This window comes from Massilia sp. Se16.2.3 (assembly GCF_014171595.1).
Classification (GTDB): Bacteria; Pseudomonadota; Gammaproteobacteria; order Burkholderiales; family Burkholderiaceae_D; genus Telluria.
In genome coordinates, this window is sequence record NZ_CP050451.1 from 3,704,825 (window position 1) to 3,724,384 (window position 19,560).

The following is a 19,560-nucleotide window of genomic DNA, read 5'->3' on the forward strand; positions in this document are numbered from 1 at the left end:
CGGCCATGATGCGCTCGTCGACCACGACGCCTACGACCTCCTGATGATGCGCAGCCGCGATCCGCTGGGGAACGAGACGGTCGTCGAAGCGGTCGACTACCGTGTACTGCAGGCGCGCCGCATCCGCGATCCCAACGGCAACCGCAGCGAAGTTGCGTTCGACATTCTCGGACAGGTGGTCGGCACGGCGGTGATGGGTAAAGCCGCCCCGGCGCCGGTTGAAGGCGACACGCTGGACGGCTTCGTCACCGATCCGCCGCGGGACGCGCTGGACGCCCTGTTCGGCTCTGAACAGCCGCACGCGGCGGCGGCGCTGCTGCTCGCTGGGGCGAGCACGCGCATCGTCCATGACCTGGACCGTTTCCAGCGCACCCGCGCCGCCCATCCGCACGACCCTGCGCAATGGCAGCCGCCCTGCAGCGCGGCGCTCGCGCGCGAAGTGCACGTGGCCGGGCCGGAGCTCAAGGGAGAGCCCCCGATCCAGCTCAGCTTCAGCTACTTCGACGGTTTTGGACGCGAGATCCAGAAAAAGCGCGAGGCCGAGTCCGGCGCTGGATTCGGCGCCCGCACGCAGGAGCAGCCGGGGCGGCGCTGGGTCGCCAGCGGCTGGATCGTCTTCAACAACAAGGGCAAGCCGGTGCGCCAGTTCGAGCCCTTTTTCAGCGCCGGTCCACGCTACGAGCCCGGTACCCGCGCCGGCGTCAGTCCGGTGCTATTCTACGACCCGCTCGGGCGCGTGGTCGCCACCCTGCAGCCGAACGACAGCTACGAGAAGATCGTCTACCGCGCCTGGGAACAGGTCTCGTTCGACGCCAACGACAGCTGCCTGCTCGACCCCCGCCGCGACCCGGACATCGCAACCCAGGTCGCACCCTATTTCGCTACCCTGCCCGGCAGCTGGGAAAGCTGGTACGCCCAGCGCAGCGACGGCAGGCAGGGAGAGCGCGAGCGCCTGGCAGCGGCCCGCGCCGCCGCCCACGCCGGCACCCCGACCGCCACCTGCCTCGACCCGCTCGGGAGGACCTTCCTTACCCTTACCCGCAACCGGGTCGTGTGTCCGGGCCACCCGGCCGATGGCCGCACCGAGACCTTCCACCCGGATCGAACTCGACCTCCTCGGCCGCCAGCTGGCCTGCGCGACCCCAGCGGCCAGGCGCTTGCAGTTCCCGGGCGCACCGCCATGCGCTTCGCCTACGACCTGATGGGCAACCGCGTCCGCAGCACCGGCATCGACGCCGGCACCCGCTGGATCCTGCCCGATTGCGGCGGACTGCCGATGCGCGCCTGGGACAGCCGCGGACACGTCGTTACCACGGGCTACGATGCGCTGCGCCGGCCGCTGCTCCAGAGTGTACGCGGCGAAGGCCCTGGCGCCGATCCGCGCACGCGCGGGCGGGAGCTCGTGGTCGACCGCATCGAGTACGGCGAAGGCCTGGCCGACGCCGGGAAGCTGAACCTGCGCACCCGCATCTACCGCCACATGGACACGGCCGGGGTGGCCACGAACGCCGGGCTGGACGCCGAGGGGCCGGCCCTGGCAGGCCTACGACTTCAAGGGCAACCTGCTGCGCAGGACGCGGCGCCTGCTGGCCGACTACAAGGCTATCCCGGACTGGCATGCGGCGCCGGCGCTGGAGGATGAATCCTTCGAAAGCAGCACCCGCTACGACGCCCTGAACCGGCCGACCCAATTCGTTGCGCCACACAGCAGCCGGCCGGGAACCCGGCGCGACGTGATCCAGCCCGTGTTCAACGAGGCCAACCTGCTGGCGCGGCTCGAGGTCTGGCTCGAACGCCCTGACGAGCCGGATGCACCAATCGATCCCGCGCGCGACGGGCCTTGCGCCGCCGGCATCGCGCACATCGCCTACAACGCCAAGGGCCAGCGTCTGCGCATCGATTACCGCAACGCCAGCACCACCCGCTACCACTACGACCCGCTCACCTTCCGCCTGGCGCGCATGACGACCCGGCGCGCACCGGGCCGGGCCGCGCGCGGCGCCACGCTCCAGGACCTGCGCTACAGCTACGACCCGGTGGGGAACCTGATCGCGGTGCGCGACGCCACGCGCCGGGCCAGCTGCTTCCGCAATGCGCGCGTGGCACCGGGTACCGACTACGTCTACGACGCGCTGTACCGCCTGGTCAGGGCCGGCGGGCGCGAGCACCTGGGCCAGCAGGACGCGGGGGCAGGACCCGGCCGGCCCGGCGACAGCCTGCGCGTGCTGCTCGACCAGGCCGACGACGGCGCCGCCATGGGCGCCTACACCGAGGATTACCTGTACGATGAAGTCGGCAATTTCCTCGAGCTGCGCCATCGCGGCGGCTCGGCGCGCCACCGCGGCTGGACGCGGCATTACCACTATGAGGAGCCCGGGACCTTCGACGACAGCGCCGGCAGCCGGATCACGGGCAACCGCCTCAGCCGTACCTGGAACGGAGACGGCGGGGACACGGACGCGGCGCGCTACCGCTACGATGCACACGGCAATGCCATCGATCTTCCCCAGCTGGGCGGTGCCCATGCGGGCACCAACCTCGACTGGGACTACCGCGACCGCATGACGCGCGCCGGGCTGGGTGGCGGGGGCGAGGCCTGGTATGTCTACGACGCCGCCGGCGAGCGGGTCCGCAAGGTGTGGGAAAAGGCGCCCGGCTGCACCGAGGAGCGAATCTACCTCGACGGATTCGAACTGCTGCGCCGCCACGCCGGCCCCGTCGCTCCCGACGGCGCCGTGTTCGAACGCGCGACGCTGCACCTGCTGGACGACACCCGCCGCATTGCCCTGATCGAGACCCGCACCCGCGACACGGCACACGCCGACCGCGCGCCGCGCCAGGCGATGCGCTACCAGCTGGGCGACCACCTCGGTTCGGTGAGCCTCGAGCTCGACGAGGATGCCGACATCGTCTCCTGCGAGGAATACGCCCCTTACGGGCAATCCACCTGCCGCGCGGTGCGCAGCGCAACCGAGACCGCCAGCCGCTATCGCTTCACCGGCAAGGAGCATGACGAGGAGACCGGCCTGTCGTATTTCGGTGCCCGCTATTACGCGCCCTGGCTCGGACGATGGACCAGTTGCGACCCCAAATTGTCCGCCGACCCCTACGTGTACTGCCGTTGCAATCCGGCGACGCTGGTCGATCCGGACGGCCGCGAAGCGACCTTCGCGAACCGCCTGTGGGGTGGCGTGCGGGCGCTGGGCGGCGCGGCGCAGGCGCTGGTCGGCGCCGCCGTGTTCGTCCAGATCGAGGTCCCGGTCGCCGCCCAGGTGGTTGGCGGCATCGCGGTGGTGCACGGCGTGTCCGACATGGAGGCGGGCTTCCGCCAGATGATCACCGGCCGCGAGGAGCGCAGCGTGGTCGAGGAAAGCGTTACCGTTGTCGCGCGCGCGGCCGGCGCGGAGCGCGACACGGCCCGCGCCATCGGCACCGGAGTCGACATCGGGCTGGGCTTCGTCAGCCCGGCGCCGGTCAGCGGCGGACCGCGCATGGGCTATGCCCGGCGCGTGGCTCTTCCGGCGCGGTGATGACGATGGAAGCGGCGCGCGCCGCCGAGGCGACGCGGCTGGCCGAGCTCGCCCGTCCGTCCCAGCTGGTCACGCCGCTGGCGATGGCGGCCACCAAGCTTGGCCGGGGGGCGGCGCTTCCAGCAGCGAGAGCGGCAGCGGCAGCGGCAGCAGCAGTAGCAGCAGCGCGGAGGGTTCCGGCGGGCCGGGAGAACCGTCCAGCTCCGGCGGGGCGCCGGCGGAACCGGGCGGCAGCAGCGGCGGGACCAGCAGCAGCGGGGTGGCGCCAGCTTCAGCGGCGGCGCCACCCGACCGCGCTCGCAGTTGCTGGCCGGTGACCGGCGCGCGGCCCGGGCCGATGCCATCGCCGGCCTGTGGGAACGGCGCATCAGCGGAAACATGACCCAGGCCGACATCTACACGCTGGAACGCCTCGAGTCCGAACACGGCGCCGAGGCGGTCGTGCATTTCGAGGAATCGGGACGGCTGCCGCGCGACTTCGAATTCAGCCACCTGTACAGCGCGTCGGAATACCCGGAATTCGCGCGCCGCGCCGACCTGGGCGTGCTGACCGACCACATGGACCATATCCAGGGACACCATGGCGGCGATACCACGGTGCCGCTGCACGGCGAGCCGCGCAACGCATCCTGGGCCGACGACTGGGGCACGCAAACCATGGGCAACAGCCCGGAAGAACTCGATTATCTCGGCATGACCTGCCACTGACCACGCCGCCCACCGGCGGCACCAGCGTTCGAAACGAGAGGAAAGCGCCATGCCACAAGTAATCGTTGCCCGCCTCACCCCGAGCCAGCCGACGAGCGGCGCGGATTTCAGCAGCTACCTGACCAACCTGTCGATCCGGGCCTTCGACCTGTCCTTCGGCAGTCCGGAGGCCGGCACCCTGGTCGGCGAGGCCAGCGGCGCATGGATACCTGACAGCGGCCCCGGGGCCAGCGGTCCGGCATTCACGCCGGCCACGCAGCGCATCGTCCAGCACTTTACGCCCCTACCTGATCGCACCGCCGCCGGCCGCGCCGGTCTACGACATCCGGCTCGAAGCGGTGGCGACGGCGATCATCGCGCTGACGCCGGCGGGCGCCGAATTCGGCAGTGCCGACCTGCGTCTCGAGGTCCGCCAGGGTGCCACCCTGATGGGCGAGCACCGGCTCGAGTTCAATGTGCTGACGCTGCCCGACGGCCCGCTGGTGGCCGACCCGACCGTCTACATGGCGGTCGACCCGCCCGGCCTGCTGGTGGCGCTGGCCGCCCGGGCACCCCGTCCGCGCTCGACCTCCTGCCGGACGACGGCAGCGCCCCGCGCTTCATGCCGCTGCGCGACGCCATCGACGCCGTACTGGCGCAGGATCCGGGCGGCGGCGCCAGCCTGGCCAACCGCAGCCCGCTGAGCGTGCAGCAGGCGCGCCACGTGGCGCGCGAGATCATCTGGAACCGGGCCGTGGCGGCGCCACCGGGCCGCCCCGCCGGGCGCCGGCTGGAAGACATGTACACCCGCCCGCCGACCCCCCGAGGGCTGGAGCGCCACCGAGATCGACCGGGCCGACATGGACCGCAAGCAGTACGAGGCCAACCTGCTCGGATACAACGCCCTGCTGGACGCCGATGCGCAGCGCCTGGCGCAGTACGTGTATGCGGCGGCCTCGGCCGCCGTGTGGGCGGAGCAGCAAAGCGCAGCGCCCGGCCGGGTCGGCCTCGGCTTTCCGGTCGAGACCGGGCCAGCCCCGGTCGCCGGCCCCACCTTGCGCCATGCCGAGACTGTCCTGCAAAGCACGCCGCCCTTCGTGCTGAGTTTTACCGTGCCCGCCTCCTGCTTCTACGCGCTGGCGCTGATGCTGGCGACCAGCGTCGCCCACGAGGACCGTTACCACATGGCGACCGGCGGCGACGAACGCCAGCTGGCGACCGCGATCAGGGCGGCCATCGATGCCGGCACCATCGCCGCCGCCGCGATCACGCCCGAGAACGCGGCGCGGCGCCTCGGCGCGATCGGACCGCGGCCGCGCCACCCACGCGACGCTGTGCGTGCTCGACGCCGAGACCATGGCGCTCGTCACCGCCTGGCTGGCGTACATGCCGGCTTCGATCGACGACTTCTGGCAACAGGCGCCCTTCCCCGCGGCACCCGGCCACTTCGACCTGGTGCTGGCAGCGCTCATCCAGCAAACGGCACTGACGCCGTCGTCCGCGGCCCTGATCGCGGCCATCAAGGCGATCCCCGTCACCGGCACGGCGGCGCTGAAACTGCTCACGGTGCAGGACTGGCGGCATTTCTTCCTGCCCGCAAACGCTGCCCTGCTGCCCGAATTCACCCGCCCCGGGACACCCGAGGAAAGAGTGGACGCCTTTGTCCGCCGCGTACGCAAGTTCTTCGAAGTGCTGTCGGCGCCGCCGGTACCGGCCCCGGGCGCGGTGCCGGGGCCGCCGGCCATCGCGATCGCCGACAACGACCCGATCAACGCCTTCATGGCGCTGGCACCCGGTTTCGGCTTTCCGGTCGGCGACTGGCTGGACCCCGCCATCGAGGCCGCGCTGCTCGGCGTGTTCCCCGACGATCCCGAGGCCCGCGCCTGGCTGCTGGGCGTGCTGCACACCCTCGACGACCTGGTCGGCGCGACCGCCGGCATCGGCGCCGCGCCGCTCCAGTTCTCCCTGATGGAGGCCCTGTATGCGCGCGGCTTCACCTCGCGCGACGCGATCCGCGCGCTGAGCGACGAGGAATTCGCCCATGCCCTGACCGGCACCGCCGCCTATCCGCATGCCGCCGCCATCATGGCCGCGGCGGGCGGCTCGGCTGCCCTCCCCGAGGCCCTTGCGGGCGGGCCCTTCATGCCGATCAACCCGGACGGCGCCCTCGTCAACTGCATCCCGCCCTGGCATCTGTCGCCGCGGGGCCGGTGCGCTATCTGCAGGAACTGCTGGCGACCGGGATCGGCGCCACCTGCGAGGAACCGGCCGCGAGCGGCGAATCGCTGGCGGCGCTGGTCGCCGGCCGGCGCGGCGACATCGGCAGCCTGCTTGCCACGGCGGCCAACGTGCACATCGCCCTGCCGCTGATCGACATCGTCAACGAGAACCTGGAACACCTGGCCGCCGGCGGCGCCGCCGCGACGGGCGGCATCGTGCTCGACACCGACGGCGCCAGCCTCGGCGGCCATGCGCTGGGCCAGCAGGGTGCCGTTCCCGGAGCCGGCGAGCACACTCCGGAACGCCTGTACGCGGCCCTGCCGGCCCATTCCAGCCCGGCCACGCCGGTGCGGGCGCCGGACGCCTACACGGCGCTGGGCGCGGACTTCTCGGCGCCCGCGCTGCCCTATTCGCAGGCGCTGGACGTATCGCGTTCCTACCTGCGCGCGATGGGGTGCGGCGCTACGCCACCATGCGCGCCTTCCGCGAAAAGATCACCGCCTTTGCCATCGACGCCGGCCAGGAGGCGGCGGACTTCCAGGCGCACCTGTGGCGCTACCCGTTGCGCTTCGAGTTGGCCCTGGGTACCTGTGCCTGTCCCGTGCGCAGTACGACACGCTGTACGCGGCACCGCTGTCCGCGGCTCGCCTGCGCGAACTCTACGGTTTCCCGGCCGAGATGGCGGGCCGCCTCGACTGGCGCAGCGTGGCGGTCGTGCTGCCCGAATTCCTGCGCCGTACCGGCCTCGCCTACTGCGACTTCCTGGCCCTCTGGCGTTCAGGCCATGTCCTTTTCGAAAACGGGGCGTCCCGCCAGGACGGCAATACCCATCCGGACGAGCATGCGGACGCGCACGGGTTCCCTCATTGCCCGCCGTGCTGCGCCGACGACTATGTCCTGCACTTTCCGGAGGCCTCCTCGGTCGACGACGCGCTCGCGCGGCTGGCGGTGTTCATCCGCCTGTGGCGCAGCCTGCATTGCCTGCCCGGCGCCGGCTATGGTTTCGCCGAACTGAGCGACATCTGCGCGGTGCTGGGCCTGACGGCCGGCGGCAAGCCGAATCCGGGCTTCATCGCCCAGCTGGCCGCCTTCCAGATCCTGCGCGACGACTGGTCGCTCGCGCTCGGCGTGGATGACACCGCGCCGGACGGGGCAAGCGCTGCCGACCGTACGCGCCTGCTCGGCCTCTGGCCGGCCCCGGGCACGCGTCCTTCGGCTGGGCGGTCGACCACCTGCTGGCGCGGATCGAAGACCGTGCCGAACGCGAGCACGCCCCGGGGCGGCGCCCGGGCAGCCAGCCGCGCCACCGGCCGCCGGAATTCATGAAGATCCTGCGCGCCAATCTCGACGCGCTGTCGCAACTGGCGGGATTCGACCCGGCCAGCACGCCATGGCACGCGCAGCCGACCAGCACCCTGCGCTTCGCGGAAATCCTGGCCAAGATCTACGCCTCGGCCTTCACGACCGGCGAGCTGCTCTACCTGTTCACGAGCGACCAGCACCTGAACGGCGACGATCCCTTTTTTGCCCAGGACCGCAACGAAGCGCTCGACCAGCCGTTCGACTACCCCGAGGAGGGCCACCCCTTCGACTTGTGGCATTTGCGCGCGCGGCTGCTGGAACCGCTCGCCGAGGAGCAGGCGCAGGCGATCGGCTGGCATGCGATCGAAAGCGCGATGCGCACCGACTACGGCTACGCGCCCGCATCCGGCAACGATCCCCTGCGCGTGCTGGGCCACCATTTCTTCCCGCGCATGATGGAAGAACTGGGCTTTGCCGCCACGCCACGCGCGCGCCAGTACCGTACGCCCCTGAGCGGCACGGTCCCGAACATGTGGAATCAGCCCCGGCAGGCCCGTTCCAGTACGATGCCGCCGCCGAGGAGCTGGTGGCGAGCCTGCCGCTGCCCGACGAGGCGGTGCTGGCCAAGCTGAACGCGATCGAGCAGCTGACGGCGGCGGAACGGCTGGCCGTGCAGCAGCTGTACTTCAGCCCGCGCGCCGAGCTGGCGCGCTTTTCCTTCCTCTTTCCCGACCTGCACGAGGCCGAGCGCGCGCTGATCGAGGAAGCCGACGAGCGCGCCCGCTGGCGCTACTTCCAGCGCAGCTATGCCCGATTCGCGGCGCGGACGCGTGCCGTCGCGGGCCACCTGGCCGGCCACGTCGCCTTTGCCAGCGACGGCCAGCCGGTCGACGATGGCCTGGCCGCCCTGGTCCTGCGCAACCTGCTTGGCGACGAGAACGCGGCGCTCGGCCCCCGGGAAGCGGACGACGGCCAGCCCCCACCACCCATGCCTGGACCGTACCTGGCGGCGGCGCCTGCGCGGCGCTGACGGCGCTGGCGGGCACCGGCCTGCCCGGGCAGTTCAGCAGCGACAGCGGTGCCGCATGGCAGGAGATGCGCGGCCCGCTGAGCGCCTTCGGCCCGGCGCGCGACCGCTGGAACGCGCCCTTGCCGACCGTGATCCCACGTCTCGACCTGGCGCCGGCCCCGGCCACGCCGCGCTTCGCGATCGTGCGCAACGGGCTGGCGATCCGCGAGTCCGACGGGCTGGCCCCGGGCGGCGCGGAAGGCTTCCAGGTACGCTGGAGCGGCGTGCTGATCGTCGAGCATGGCGGCAGCTACACCTTCTTCGCCGGCGCCCCCAGGCCCGACTGCGAGGCGCCCGGGGACGAAGCCTGCGACCACGCCCGCTGGCGCATCAACCTGCGCCGCGGCCAGAAGACCTGGCTACTGCTGAACCGCCGCTGGGACGGCGAAAACGCGCCGGACCGCGCATCGGGCCCGCTGCACCTGCGGCGCGGCGCCTATTTCATCGACATCGACTTCCACGAGGAGACGCCCGAATTCGACGAGCCGCTCGAGCTCGGGCGCGCTGCCACCGGTTTTACCGTCAAGTACAGCGGTCCCGACACCGGCGACCGCATCGCCGCGCTGCCGCAGGAACGCCTGTATCGCGACGTCGTCATGGCGCCCCTCGACAGCCGCGCGGCACTGGCGCCGGCCGCGCGCGCCTACTTTGCCAACCAGTATCCCGGCAGCCTGCGCGACATCCGCCGCACCTACCAGCGCGCCTTCAAGGCGCTGCTGCTGTGCCACCGGCTGCGCCTGTCGGCAACGCTGGGACCGCGCGCGGCCGTCTCCGAAACGGGCTACCTGCTGTCGGCGCCGGCGCTGTTCGCCGGCACCACCTACGTGGCGGGCACTCCCTACAGCTCGCACCGGGCCTGGTTCGACCTCAACCTGCTGCCGGTGGGCGACGCCTACAACGGCGACCCGGAGCGCCAGCCGCCGGCCCCGCTCGACGCGCGCGCGACACCCTCGGTTTCACGCCGCCAGGCCCTGTTCGACTGGTTCGAGCGCCTGCATGACTACACCGTGATGCGGCGCGCGGTGCTGCGCGGCGCTGGCCGCCAGGCCTGGCTGAGCTTCGTGGAAGCGGCCAACCAGCAGCCGGCCGACGTGGCGCCGCTGCTGATCGACCTCGGCATCGACCTCGATCACGCGCCGCTGCTGCTGGCCTTCCACGAAGGCGTCGCGATCGATTGGCCGCGCCTGGCCGACGAGCGCTGGGCGCTGCGGCTCTGGCACGCGGCGCAATGGGTGCGCCAGCTGCTGCGTCACTTCGTGCCGCGCGACCTGGGGCTGGCGCAACCGGCCGCCTGGGCCGGCGACGACGGAGCGGCACTGGCCGCAGCCAATGCCGGGCTGACGCGCTTCTACCGCGATGGCATGATCGAACGTGGCGAACCGCGCCGCTATCTCGACCTCGAACGCCTCAACAACGAACTGCGTGAGCGGGCGCGGACCGCGCTCCTGGCCTACCTGTGCGGCATGGACCGGGTGGCGCTGCCCTTCGCGCCGGGCACCCATGCACGCGTGCCGCGCGACCTGTCCGCCTTGCTGCTGCTCGATACCGAAGCGGGGATCTGCCAGCGCGCCAGCCGCGTCGAGGAGTTGACTGGGGCGCTGCAAGCCTCGTGGAACGCGCGCGCCTGCGCGAAGAGCCTACCCTGCCGCCGGTTGCCGCCTTCACCGCCGCCTGGGACGCGCGCTTCGCCAGCTTCCACCTCTGGCAAGCCTGCCGCCGGCGCCAGCTGTATGCCGAGAACCATGTCGAGTGGAGCGAGCATGCGCAGGCCATCCGTTCCGAGGCCTTCCGCTTCCTCGAATCGGAACTGCGGCGCCATACGCTGAGCGCACCCGTGCCCGGCGGCATGCTGCACTGGCCCGGCCCGCACTGGCCGGCGCACGCGCCGCTGGCAACGCTGCAGGCGCGCGAACCGTCGACGCTGGCGCAGCGACCGCACCCGCAAAACCTCGGCCTGATGGGCATGCCCGGGCGCCATGCGCGTCCGGCCTGGCTGGCGCCGCTGGGCGCCGCCGCACAGCCGCCGCGCGACGACGAAAACCCCAACGACCCCAACAATCCGAACGGCCCGGGCAAACCGAAAAACACGAACGGCGTGCCGGACAGCACGGGTCCCGGCGCGGCGCTTCCTGCCGCAGGCAACACCGAGCAGCCACCGCTCTGGCTGCAGGCGGCGGTGCGGCTGGGGACGCGCTTCCTGCGCATTGCCGCGGCCGCCGAGCCCCAGGCCAGCGCATCGTTCAGTCCGATCGTACCCGCGCCAGGCGCCTGCTGCGCCGAGTGCGGACGCATCCACCCGCCGGTGATGGACGAATACTATTTCTGGCTGGTCGATTCCGCCTATTACGACCCGGCGGGCCTGAATCCGTCGGACCCGACCCTCTACCAGGACGCGGACTGGGGCGCGGTGCCGCCCGACATGCGCTCGGACTGGCACCGGCGCGACAAGCTGCCGCCGCTGCTGGCCTGGTCGACGCGCCGGATGGTGCGCCTGGCCTGGTGCCGCGTGCACAATGGCGAGTTCCAGGTGCCGCGCTGCTCGGACGAGGGAGCCCATGTGTCGGGCAGCGGCATGGTGGCTGAACTCAGCTTCCTGGGACGCGAGGGCGACTCGCTTCGCTTCGCCATCACCAATGCCGGGCCGACGCCGCCGGGTTACGCGGACCCCTCGCCCCGGGGCTTCCGCTACGACATCGTCCCCGACAGCGTCACCGTCCTGCCGGAGGTATTCCCGACATCCGTGCCCGGCCCCTTCCCCGGCGCTCTGGCGGCCTATCCATTCTTTCTGTATGCGATGCCGGGCGCGCCGCTGGAGCCCCTCGCTGTACTCGACGGCGATGGCGGTTGCCGGTGCCCTGCGCACGCATTGCCGCACCGACGCGGCGCTCGGCTGGTACGAGCGCTATTTCGCGCCTCAGGACAAGGACCTGCGCTGGTCCACTTGCCGCGTGCTCAGGCCGTCGCCGAACGACCCTCCCGAGCAGCCGCCGACCCGCGGCCGCGGCCGTGACCGGGCGGCCCAGGCGGGACGCGGCCCCACCCGCGCCACGGCCGACACGGCCGCCCGTCTCGGGCGCAGGGGCGGAACGGGCGACGCCTGCTGCGACACCGGCGTCGGCTCGGCTGCCGAAGCGCGCCGCCGCAGCGTGCTGCTCGCCTACCTCGAGACCCTGCTCGAATCGGCGCGGGCCGCGCTGTGCGGCGACAGCGCCGAGGCTCATGCACTGGCACGGCTGCGCCTCGACGCGGCGGCGCGCTATCTTGGCCCCCGGCCGGTGACCATCCGCGGCGACGACGCGTCCGCACCGTCGACCGTGGCCGCCTTCGTGGCGCGGCTGGCGCCGCTGAACCCGCGGCTGATGGAACTGTACGACAGCCTCGACGACAACCTGGCCGCGCTGCGCCACTGCCTCGGCAAATCGCGCCTGGCCGCACCCGCACCTGCCGCCGGTTCATGGTGGGGCGAGTCCGGGATGCGGCGCGGCTGGCGCGAGCCGGTGGAAGACTGCGACGACGACGGCTGCTGCTGCCCGCCCGGGCCTTACCGTTTCCTGTTCCTGCTGGGACGGGCGCTGGAAACGGCGAACGAGGTGCGCAGCTTCGGGGCGGCGCTGCTGGCCGCCTATGAGAAAGGCGATGCCGAATTCCCGGCGGCGCTGCGCGCGGGCCATGAACGCCAGTTGCTGAACCTGTCCGAGGAGCTGCGCCGCACCGAGTTCCGCCAGGCCGACTGGCAGGTGCAGGCGCTCATGAAGAGCAAGGAAGCGGCCCAGACCCGGCGCCAGTACTATGCCGATCTCGTCGCGGGAGGCCTGATCGCGCGCGAGCAGAGCTACCAGTTCCTGACGCAGGCCGCCATGGCGACGCGCACGGCCGGCAATGTGGTCGAGGGCGTATCCCAGGCGATGAACCTGATTCCCGACATGACGACCGGCGTCGCAGGCGTGGCCTCGACGCCGGTGTCGGTGTTCCAGATGCCGATCGGTACCAAGCTTGCCCATGCCTTCGCGGCGGCGGCGCGCATCCTCCTGACCGTGGCCGATGTCCAGGGCACGCAGTCGGGACTGGCGCTGACGGAGTCCGGCTGGGACCGGCGCGAAGTCGACTGGCTGTTCCAGATCTCGGTGCTGGACGTCGAAATCGAAGCGCTCGAGCGCCAGATCCTGGCGCTCGAGCGCACTCGCGACGGCGCCCTGCGCCAGCTGAACAACCTGGTGCAGCAGAAGCAGCAGGCCGCCGAACTCCAGGACTTCCTGCGCGACAAATTCACCAACCACGCCCTTTACCTGTTCCTGCAGCGCGAAACGGCCGCCCTGCACCAACGCATGTACGACATCGCACGCTGCTGGGCGCTGCAGGCGCAACGCGCGTACCGCCTGGAACGGGAATTCAACACGCGAACCTTCCTGCCGGCCGACACCCGGGACGGCTTGCACGAAGGCCTGCTGGCGGGAGAGCGGCTTGCGACCGCACTGCGCGGTATGGAAAAGGCCTATCACGACGGCAACGGGCGCACGCTGGAACTCTCGACCCGGCTCTCGCTGCGGGTCGATTTCCCGCTGGCCTTCCTGGAGCTCAAGACCACCGGCCGCTGCGAGATCGCCATCCCCGAATGGCGCTTCGACCGCGAATACCCCGGCCATTACATGCGCCGCATCCGCTCGGTCAGTTTGACCATCCCTTGCGTCGCCGGACCGAATACCGGGGTGCACTGCAAGCTTACCCTGCTGGGCAGCGCCACCCGTGTCGAGCCGACGCTGCTCGACATCGAGGATTGCTGCCCGCGCGAGTGCACTTGCGGCTGCTGCGCCGGCCGTCGCTACGAAGCGCAGCCGGACGATCCGCGCATTGTGCGGCGCTGCGGTGCCACCGAGAGCATCGCGACCTCGCATGCACAGAACGATGCCGGCCTGTTCGAACTGAATTTCCGCGACGAGCGCTACCTGCCCTTCGAATACGCCGGCTTGGTCAGTCTCTGGCGCTTCGAACTGCCTGCCGAGACCAATGCCTTCGACACCGATACCGTGACCGAGGTCGATTGCAAGTTCGACTACACCGCTTGGGAGGGCGGCAGCGTCCTGCGGGAGGCCAGCTGGGCCGCCGCCTCGAACATGCTGCCCGGCGGCGGCCTGCGCTATTTCGACTGGGCCCGGGATTTTTCCGATGCCTGGCACCGGTTCACGGCGGGCTTCCTGGCCGACCGGCGCGAGCTTTGCGCGCGCCGGCTCGCGCTGCGCATGCACCGCGGCATGTTCCCCTATCTGCCGGGCCAACGGCCGGTGCGCATGCGCCGCCCGGAAATCTGGTTCGAGGCGCGCACCTGCGAGGAAGGCGTACGCAACGTCGAACTCGAGTTTGTGCCCGACCGCGACCTGCCCTGCGGCGACGACGGCGAAACCTGCTGCGAGCGCTACCAGCTGACCTGCGTCGCCAGCGCCGACTGGCCCTGCCTGTTCCACGGGGTACTGGACTATCCATTCCCCTACCTGGAGGAAGACTGCGCTCGGCAGATCGGCGAATTCGTGTTTCCGGAGACGGTCAGCGCGGTGCGCAAGGCTTACCTGGTCTGTTCATACGAAGCGGGGGCGCCGCAGCGGTGCCTGGCCCCAGCGGATGTCTGCCCGGAGGGTTGCAGGACGCCCTGCTGAGCGCGCGCGCGGCCGGTCCGGGACGCCGTCCGCGCGACTTTTTATCGGCGGCAAGCCCCGGGCCGGCCCGGGGCTTATCTTCGCGCAAACCACCTGCTGTTCGATTGAATCGCAGTTGGAAGTCGCGCGCGGCTGGCGTAAAGTCCTGTCACCCCGAACCAGACGAGACTGCCATGTACGCCAATGCCATGAACTGGAACAAACTCGATACGCTGGGGGCGCAGGCCCTGAAAAGCATGGACCGCAGCCGCCAGGCGCGCGGCAAGACGATGGAGCGCGCCGGCTACGGCCCGCGGCAGACGGCATCGGCCGTCGTCCTCGCCGAGCCGGGCCTGGAGCTGCGCCGCTACGGCGGCACTGCCGGGGATGCGCCACCGGTGCTGCTGGTACCCGCCCCCATCAAGCGCGCCTACATCTGGGACCTGGCGCCCGAGATCAGCGTCGTGCAGCGCTGGCTCGAACGGGGCTACCGTGTCTACATGGCGCACTGGACGCCGCTTTCCGAATCCGGGTCCGACTCCGGTCATGACTTCGGCCTGGACGACTATGCCGACCGCCTGCTCGATGCCTCCGTGCGCGCCATCGCGGCCGACGGCGCCGCCGGTGGCCATGGCAAGCCCGTCATCGCCGGCCACTCGCTGGGCGGCATCCTGGCGGCCGTCTACAGCGCCCTGCACCCGGAGAGCGTGCGCGCCACCATCCTGCTCGAAGCCCCGCTGCATATCGAACCGGCCTCGTGCTGCTTCAACCGCCTGGTGAAAGCCACGCCCGACGCGCGCGAGATCGCCGCCCTGTTCGGCCAGGTGCCGGGCGTTTTCCTGAACATGATGAGCGCCGCAGCCGAGCCGCAGGCCTTCCAGTGGGAGCGCATGTTCGACCGCTGGCTGTCGCTTGGCGACCGGCATGCGCTCACCACCCACATGCAGGTGGAACGCTGGACCCATGACGAGTTCGCGATGCCGGGGCGGCTCTTTGCCGACATCGTCGAGTCCTTCTACCGCAAGGACGAGTTCATGGCCGGCAGCCTGGAGATAGCCGGGCGCAGCGTGAGCCCGGCCGCACTGCGCGCGCCGCTGGTGAGCGTGGCCGACCCGCGCAGCAAGCTCATTCCCCCGGCGGCAACCCAGCGCTTCCACGAGGCGGCTGCCAGCCCGGCCAAGCTGCTGCTGCACTACGAAGGCGACATCGGCGTGAACCTGCAGCACGTGGGCGTGCTGGTGGGGCGCAATGCCCATGCGCGCATCTGGCCGGCAATCTTCAACTGGCTCGACGCCGAAGCCGCGCTCCCCATCGCCGCTACGGACACGGCAGGCCTGCGTTGAGAAGTGCGCGCGCCGGTGCGGCAGTGCCCCAGTGACCACGAGGGCGGGTGACCGCAGCCCGGTCTCGATGTAAGCTGTCCCTTTCTGAACCTGAAGGGGGATGTCATGCTCGGCAAGAACTCGGTTTGTCTTGGCTTCAAGGACGCGGCCCTGGAAGCGGCGCAGTTTTACGCGGCCACCTTTCCCGACAGCGCCGTCACGGCCGTCCATCGCGCTCCCGCCGACTACCCGGCCGGCAAGGAAGGCGAGGTCCTGATGGTCGAATTCACGGTGATGGGGATCCCCTGCCTGGGCCTGAACGGCGGGCCGGACTTCGTCCACAGCCAGGCTTTCTCTTTCCAGGTCGCCACCGACGACCAGCAGGAGACCGACCGCCTGTGGGATGCGATCGTCCAGAACGGCGGCACCGCGAACGTCTGCGGCTGGTGCCAGGACAAATGGGGCCTGTCGTGGCAGATCACGCCGCGCGCGCTGACGGCCGCCGTCACCGATCCCGATCCGGCGGTGGCCAAGCGCGCTTTCGAGGCGATGATGGGGATGGGGAAAATCGATATTGCCGCGATCGAAGCGGCCCGGCGCGGGTAATGTGACCGGCTGCGCGGCGAGCCGGCTTCGTGCGGGCGCTGCGCCGGCCGGCGCCCTGCTGCAGCGGCCCCCGCCGCCAGGCGCCGCGGCCCGGGCGAGGCGGCTTACACCAGCCCGGTCAGGTAGTAGACCGCGATGACGAAGAACACGGCCAGCGTCTTGATGAGGGTGACGGCGAAGATTTCGCGATAGGACTGGCGGTGCGTCAGGCCCGTCACGGCCAGCAGCGTGATCACGGCGCCGTTGTGCGGCAGCGTGTCCATGCCGCCGCTGGCCATGGCCACCACCCGGTGCAGCACTTCCAGCGGAATCTGGGCCGCCTGCGCGCCCTGGATGAACAGGTCGGACATGGCGGCCAGCGCGATGCTCATGCCGCCCGAGGCGGAACCGGTGATGCCGGCCAGCGAACTGACCGATACGGCCGCGTTGATCAGCGGGTCGGGAATGCTCCTCAGGGCGCTGCCGACGACGACGAAACCGGGCAGCGCCGCGATCACGCCGCCGAACCCGTATTCCGAAGCCGTGTTCATCGCCGCCAGCAGGGCGCCGCCGACGGCCGCCTTCGAGCCTTCGGCGAAGCGCGCACTGACGCGTTTGAAGGCGGTCGCCAGCACCAGCAGGATCCCCAGCAGCAGTGCGCCCTGCACCGCCCAGATCGCCACCACGGTCTTGATCGGCGTCGTTACCGGCGCGTGCAGGCCCGGCAGGATTTCGGGCGCCACCGTGAACGAAGTCCCATACCATTCGGGAATCATCCGCGTCAGCAGGAAATTGGCGACGCCGACCAGGATCAGCGGCAGGATCGCCAGCAGCGGGTTCGGCAGCGATTTCGCCTGCACGCGCTCCGGCTCGTTCGCCAGCGCGCTGCCATAGCCTTCGCCGGCAGCCATCGCGGCGCGGCGGCGCCATTCCAGGTAGGCCAGCCCGACCACGATCATGAAGACCGAACCGATCGTGCCCAGCATGGGTGCGGCCCAGGACGTGGTCTTGAAGAAGGTGGTCGGGATGATGTTCTGGATCTGCGGCGTGCCCGGCAGCGAATCCATCGTGAACGAGAAGGCCCCCAGCGCCAGCGCGCCCGGCATCAGGCGCTTCGGAATGTTGCTCTGGCGGTAGAGCTCGGCGGCGAAGGGGTACACCGCGAACACCACCACGAACAGCGACACGCCGCCATAGGTCAGCAGCGCGCAGACGGCAACGATGACGGCATTCGCGCGCGAGCGGCCGATGTAGCGCACCGCGGCGGCCACGATCGATTCCGAAAAGCCGGACAGCTCAATGAGTTTGCCGAACACGGCGCCGAGCATGAAGACGGGGAAGTACAACTTCACGAAGCCGACCATCTTCTCCATGAAGATGCCTGAAAACACCGGCGCGACAGCAGCCGGGTCGGTCAGCAGCACCGCGCCGAGGGCGGCGATCGGTGCGAACAGGATAACGCTGTAGCCGCGGTAGGCGGCGAACATCAAAAACGCCAGGGCGGCGAGGACGATCAGGAATGACAAGCTTGCTCCTTTTTTCTCTTGTTTCTCACGACCGGTCGCGTTCTGCGGACCGGCTTTTCGTCTCCGCCCATGTGCGGCTCACCATGTTTCGAACGGCCGCAAGCGATGGTGGTCCGACCACATGGGCCCGGTCGATTATTCGCGATCGTTGCCGAATTTGAAATACGTAGAACTACGGTAGTAGAACTACGGTAGCGATCCGGACCTCGGCGCGGTGCCGAAGCGCACGCGGCGCGGCGGAACAAGTTGTCAATGTAGAATGACCTTTTTGCCCCCTACGCGCCCATGACCTGCCTGCCGAAGCTGCCCGCATCGTCCCCCGAACTCGTCCTCGGCCTCGAGGACCGGCCCGGCCCCCTGATCGGCATGCTGGCTGCCCTGCAGCACTTGCTGGCGATCATCGTTCCAATCGTCACGCCGGGCCTCCTGATCTGCCAGGCGCTGGGCGTATCGGCCCGCGATACCAACCTGATCGTCTCGATGTCGCTCGTCATCTCCGGCATCGCCACCTTCGTGCAGTGCCGCCGCATCGGGCCCTTCGGCGCGGGGCTGCTGGTCGTGCAAGGCACCAGCTTCAATTTCGTCGGCCCGCTGATCGCCGGCGGCACCCTGATGGTCAAGGCGGGAACCCCGGTCGAGGGCGTGATGGCGGCGATCTTCGGCGTGGTGGTGGCCGGCTCCTTCATCGAGATGGGTGTCTCGCGCGTGCTGCCCTTGCTCACGCGCGTGATCACGCCGCTCGTCACCGGCATCGTGGTGCTGATGATCGGCCTTACCCTGATCAAGGTCGGCCTGGTCAGCATGGGCGGCGGCTTCGCGGCGATGGGCAACGGTACTTTCGCCAACGGCCAGAACCTGCTGCTGTCGAGCGTGGTCCTCGGCTTGATCGTCGTCCTGAACCGCATTCCCGTGGTCTGGATCCGCAGCAGCGCCATCATCATCGCGCTGGCGGCCGGCTATGCGCTTGCCGCCATGCTGGGCAGGCTCGATTTTTCCGGCATGCGCGCCGCGCCCCTGTTCCAGGTACCGAGCCCGCTGCATTTCGGGATCGCATTTTCCTGGACGCTGTTCATCCCGATGATCGTCATCTACCTCGTCACCTCGCTCGAAGCCATCGGCGACGTCACGGCCACCAGCAAGATCTCGCGCGAGCCGGTCGAAGGCCCGCTGTGGATGCGCCGCATCAAGGGCGGCGTGCTGCTCAATGGCGCCAACTCGCTGCTAGCTGGCCTGTTCAACACTTTCCCCAGCTCGATCTTCGCCCAGAACAACGGCGTCATCCAGTTGACCGGCATCGCCAGCCGCCATATCGGCATGTGGATCGCGCTCTTCCTGGTCGTGCTGGGACTGTTCCCGGGCGTGGCGGGCGTGATCCAGGCGGTGCCCGAGCCCGTGCTGGGCGGCGCCGTGATCGTCATGTTCGGGGCGGTGGCCGCCGCGGGCATCAACATCCTCGCCAGCGTGAAGCTCGACCGGCGGGCACTGCTGATCGTGGCCGTGTCGCTGGCACTCGGCCTGGGCGTGTCGCAGGTGCCCGAATTCCTGGCGCACATGCCGGCGGCGCTGCGCACCGTGCTGGAATCCGGCGTGGCGACCGGCGGCATCGCAGCCGTGCTGCTGAACTGGTTCCTGCCTGCCCCGTCGGACGCGAACACCGCCGCCGACGCGCCTTGAACACATCGCGCTGTGCGA

Annotated in this window: 14 protein-coding genes; 13 read left to right on the top strand and 1 reads right to left on the bottom strand. The window is 70.3% G+C overall.

Annotated elements, in window-relative coordinates; all coding sequences use genetic code 11:
* Positions 1-43: 43 nt before the first annotated feature.
* From G4G31_RS16910 to G4G31_RS16965, 12 genes are all read left to right on the top strand, one after another.
* Positions 44-1,642, top strand: coding sequence for a hypothetical protein (locus tag G4G31_RS16910; protein ID WP_182988630.1), 1,599 nt, complete (start codon positions 44-46; stop codon positions 1,640-1,642).
* Positions 1,643-1,733: 91 nt separating this feature from the next.
* A complete protein-coding gene (locus tag G4G31_RS16915; RefSeq protein ID WP_182988631.1) occupies positions 1,734-3,530 on the top strand; it encodes an RHS repeat-associated core domain-containing protein in 1,797 nt (598 codons plus the stop codon).
* A 303-nt stretch (positions 3,531-3,833) separates the two neighbouring features.
* Positions 3,834-4,238: a hypothetical protein gene (locus tag G4G31_RS16920; protein ID WP_182988632.1), complete on the top strand. Its 405-nt coding sequence runs from the start codon at positions 3,834-3,836 to the stop codon at positions 4,236-4,238.
* A 338-nt stretch (positions 4,239-4,576) separates the two neighbouring features.
* The gene (locus G4G31_RS16925; protein WP_182988633.1) at positions 4,577-4,921 is read left to right on the top strand and encodes a hypothetical protein; all 345 of its coding nucleotides are present in this window, start codon (positions 4,577-4,579) and stop codon (positions 4,919-4,921) included.
* A 535-nt stretch (positions 4,922-5,456) separates the two neighbouring features.
* Positions 5,457-6,587: a hypothetical protein gene (locus tag G4G31_RS16930; RefSeq protein WP_182988634.1), complete on the top strand. Its 1,131-nt coding sequence runs from the start codon at positions 5,457-5,459 to the stop codon at positions 6,585-6,587.
* A 399-nt stretch (positions 6,588-6,986) separates the two neighbouring features.
* Complete coding sequence (locus G4G31_RS16935) at positions 6,987-7,763, top strand: hypothetical protein (protein ID WP_182988635.1); 777 nt, start codon at positions 6,987-6,989, stop codon at positions 7,761-7,763.
* Complete coding sequence (locus G4G31_RS16940) at positions 7,760-8,371, top strand: hypothetical protein (protein WP_182988636.1); 612 nt, start codon at positions 7,760-7,762, stop codon at positions 8,369-8,371. The genes G4G31_RS16935 and G4G31_RS16940 overlap by 4 nt, the downstream gene beginning before the upstream one ends.
* Positions 8,326-8,769 carry a hypothetical protein gene (locus G4G31_RS16945; protein WP_182988637.1) on the top strand — a complete coding sequence of 148 codons (444 nt, stop codon included), beginning with the start codon at positions 8,326-8,328 and terminating at the stop codon, positions 8,767-8,769. The genes G4G31_RS16940 and G4G31_RS16945 overlap by 46 nt, the downstream gene beginning before the upstream one ends.
* 65 nt (positions 8,770-8,834) lie before the next feature.
* The gene (locus G4G31_RS16950; RefSeq protein ID WP_182988638.1) at positions 8,835-10,634 is read left to right on the top strand and encodes a hypothetical protein; all 1,800 of its coding nucleotides are present in this window, start codon (positions 8,835-8,837) and stop codon (positions 10,632-10,634) included.
* A gap of 1,011 nt (positions 10,635-11,645) precedes the next feature.
* A complete protein-coding gene (locus G4G31_RS16955) occupies positions 11,646-14,456 on the top strand; it encodes a hypothetical protein (RefSeq protein WP_182988639.1) in 2,811 nt (936 codons plus the stop codon).
* A gap of 173 nt (positions 14,457-14,629) precedes the next feature.
* A complete protein-coding gene (locus G4G31_RS16960; protein WP_229425061.1) occupies positions 14,630-15,778 on the top strand; it encodes an alpha/beta fold hydrolase in 1,149 nt (382 codons plus the stop codon).
* A 105-nt stretch (positions 15,779-15,883) separates the two neighbouring features.
* Entirely contained in the window at positions 15,884-16,363 is a 480-nt protein-coding gene (locus tag G4G31_RS16965; protein ID WP_182988640.1) for a VOC family protein, read from the top strand.
* Between the two features lie 104 nt (positions 16,364-16,467).
* Here G4G31_RS16965 and G4G31_RS16970 read toward each other — a convergent pair whose 3' ends face one another.
* Positions 16,468-17,868, bottom strand: coding sequence for a GntP family permease (locus G4G31_RS16970; RefSeq protein WP_182988641.1), 1,401 nt, complete (start codon positions 17,866-17,868; stop codon positions 16,468-16,470).
* A gap of 285 nt (positions 17,869-18,153) precedes the next feature.
* Here G4G31_RS16970 and G4G31_RS16975 point away from each other — a divergent pair, with 285 nt between their 5' ends.
* Entirely contained in the window at positions 18,154-19,542 is a 1,389-nt protein-coding gene (locus G4G31_RS16975; RefSeq protein ID WP_182988642.1) for a nucleobase:cation symporter-2 family protein, read from the top strand.
* The last annotated feature ends 18 nt before the right edge of the window (positions 19,543-19,560 follow it).

What these genes read in the sequence shown, in the direction of transcription:
- G4G31_RS16910 (WP_182988630.1), top strand. Translation starts at nt 44, where the DNA reads ATGATGCGCAGCCGCGATCCGCTGGGGAACGAGACGGTCGTCGAAGCG.
- G4G31_RS16930 (WP_182988634.1), top strand. Translation starts at nt 5,457, where the DNA reads ATGCCGGCACCATCGCCGCCGCCGCGATCACGCCCGAGAACGCGGCGC.
- G4G31_RS16940 (WP_182988636.1), top strand. Translation starts at nt 7,760, where the DNA reads ATGAAGATCCTGCGCGCCAATCTCGACGCGCTGTCGCAACTGGCGGGA.
- G4G31_RS16950 (WP_182988638.1), top strand. Translation starts at nt 8,835, where the DNA reads ATGCGCGGCCCGCTGAGCGCCTTCGGCCCGGCGCGCGACCGCTGGAAC.
- G4G31_RS16955 (WP_182988639.1), top strand. Translation starts at nt 11,646, where the DNA reads ATGGCGGTTGCCGGTGCCCTGCGCACGCATTGCCGCACCGACGCGGCG.
- G4G31_RS16960 (WP_229425061.1), top strand. Translation starts at nt 14,630, where the DNA reads ATGTACGCCAATGCCATGAACTGGAACAAACTCGATACGCTGGGGGCG.
- G4G31_RS16965 (WP_182988640.1), top strand. Translation starts at nt 15,884, where the DNA reads ATGCTCGGCAAGAACTCGGTTTGTCTTGGCTTCAAGGACGCGGCCCTG.
- G4G31_RS16975 (WP_182988642.1), top strand. Translation starts at nt 18,154, where the DNA reads ATGACCTGCCTGCCGAAGCTGCCCGCATCGTCCCCCGAACTCGTCCTC.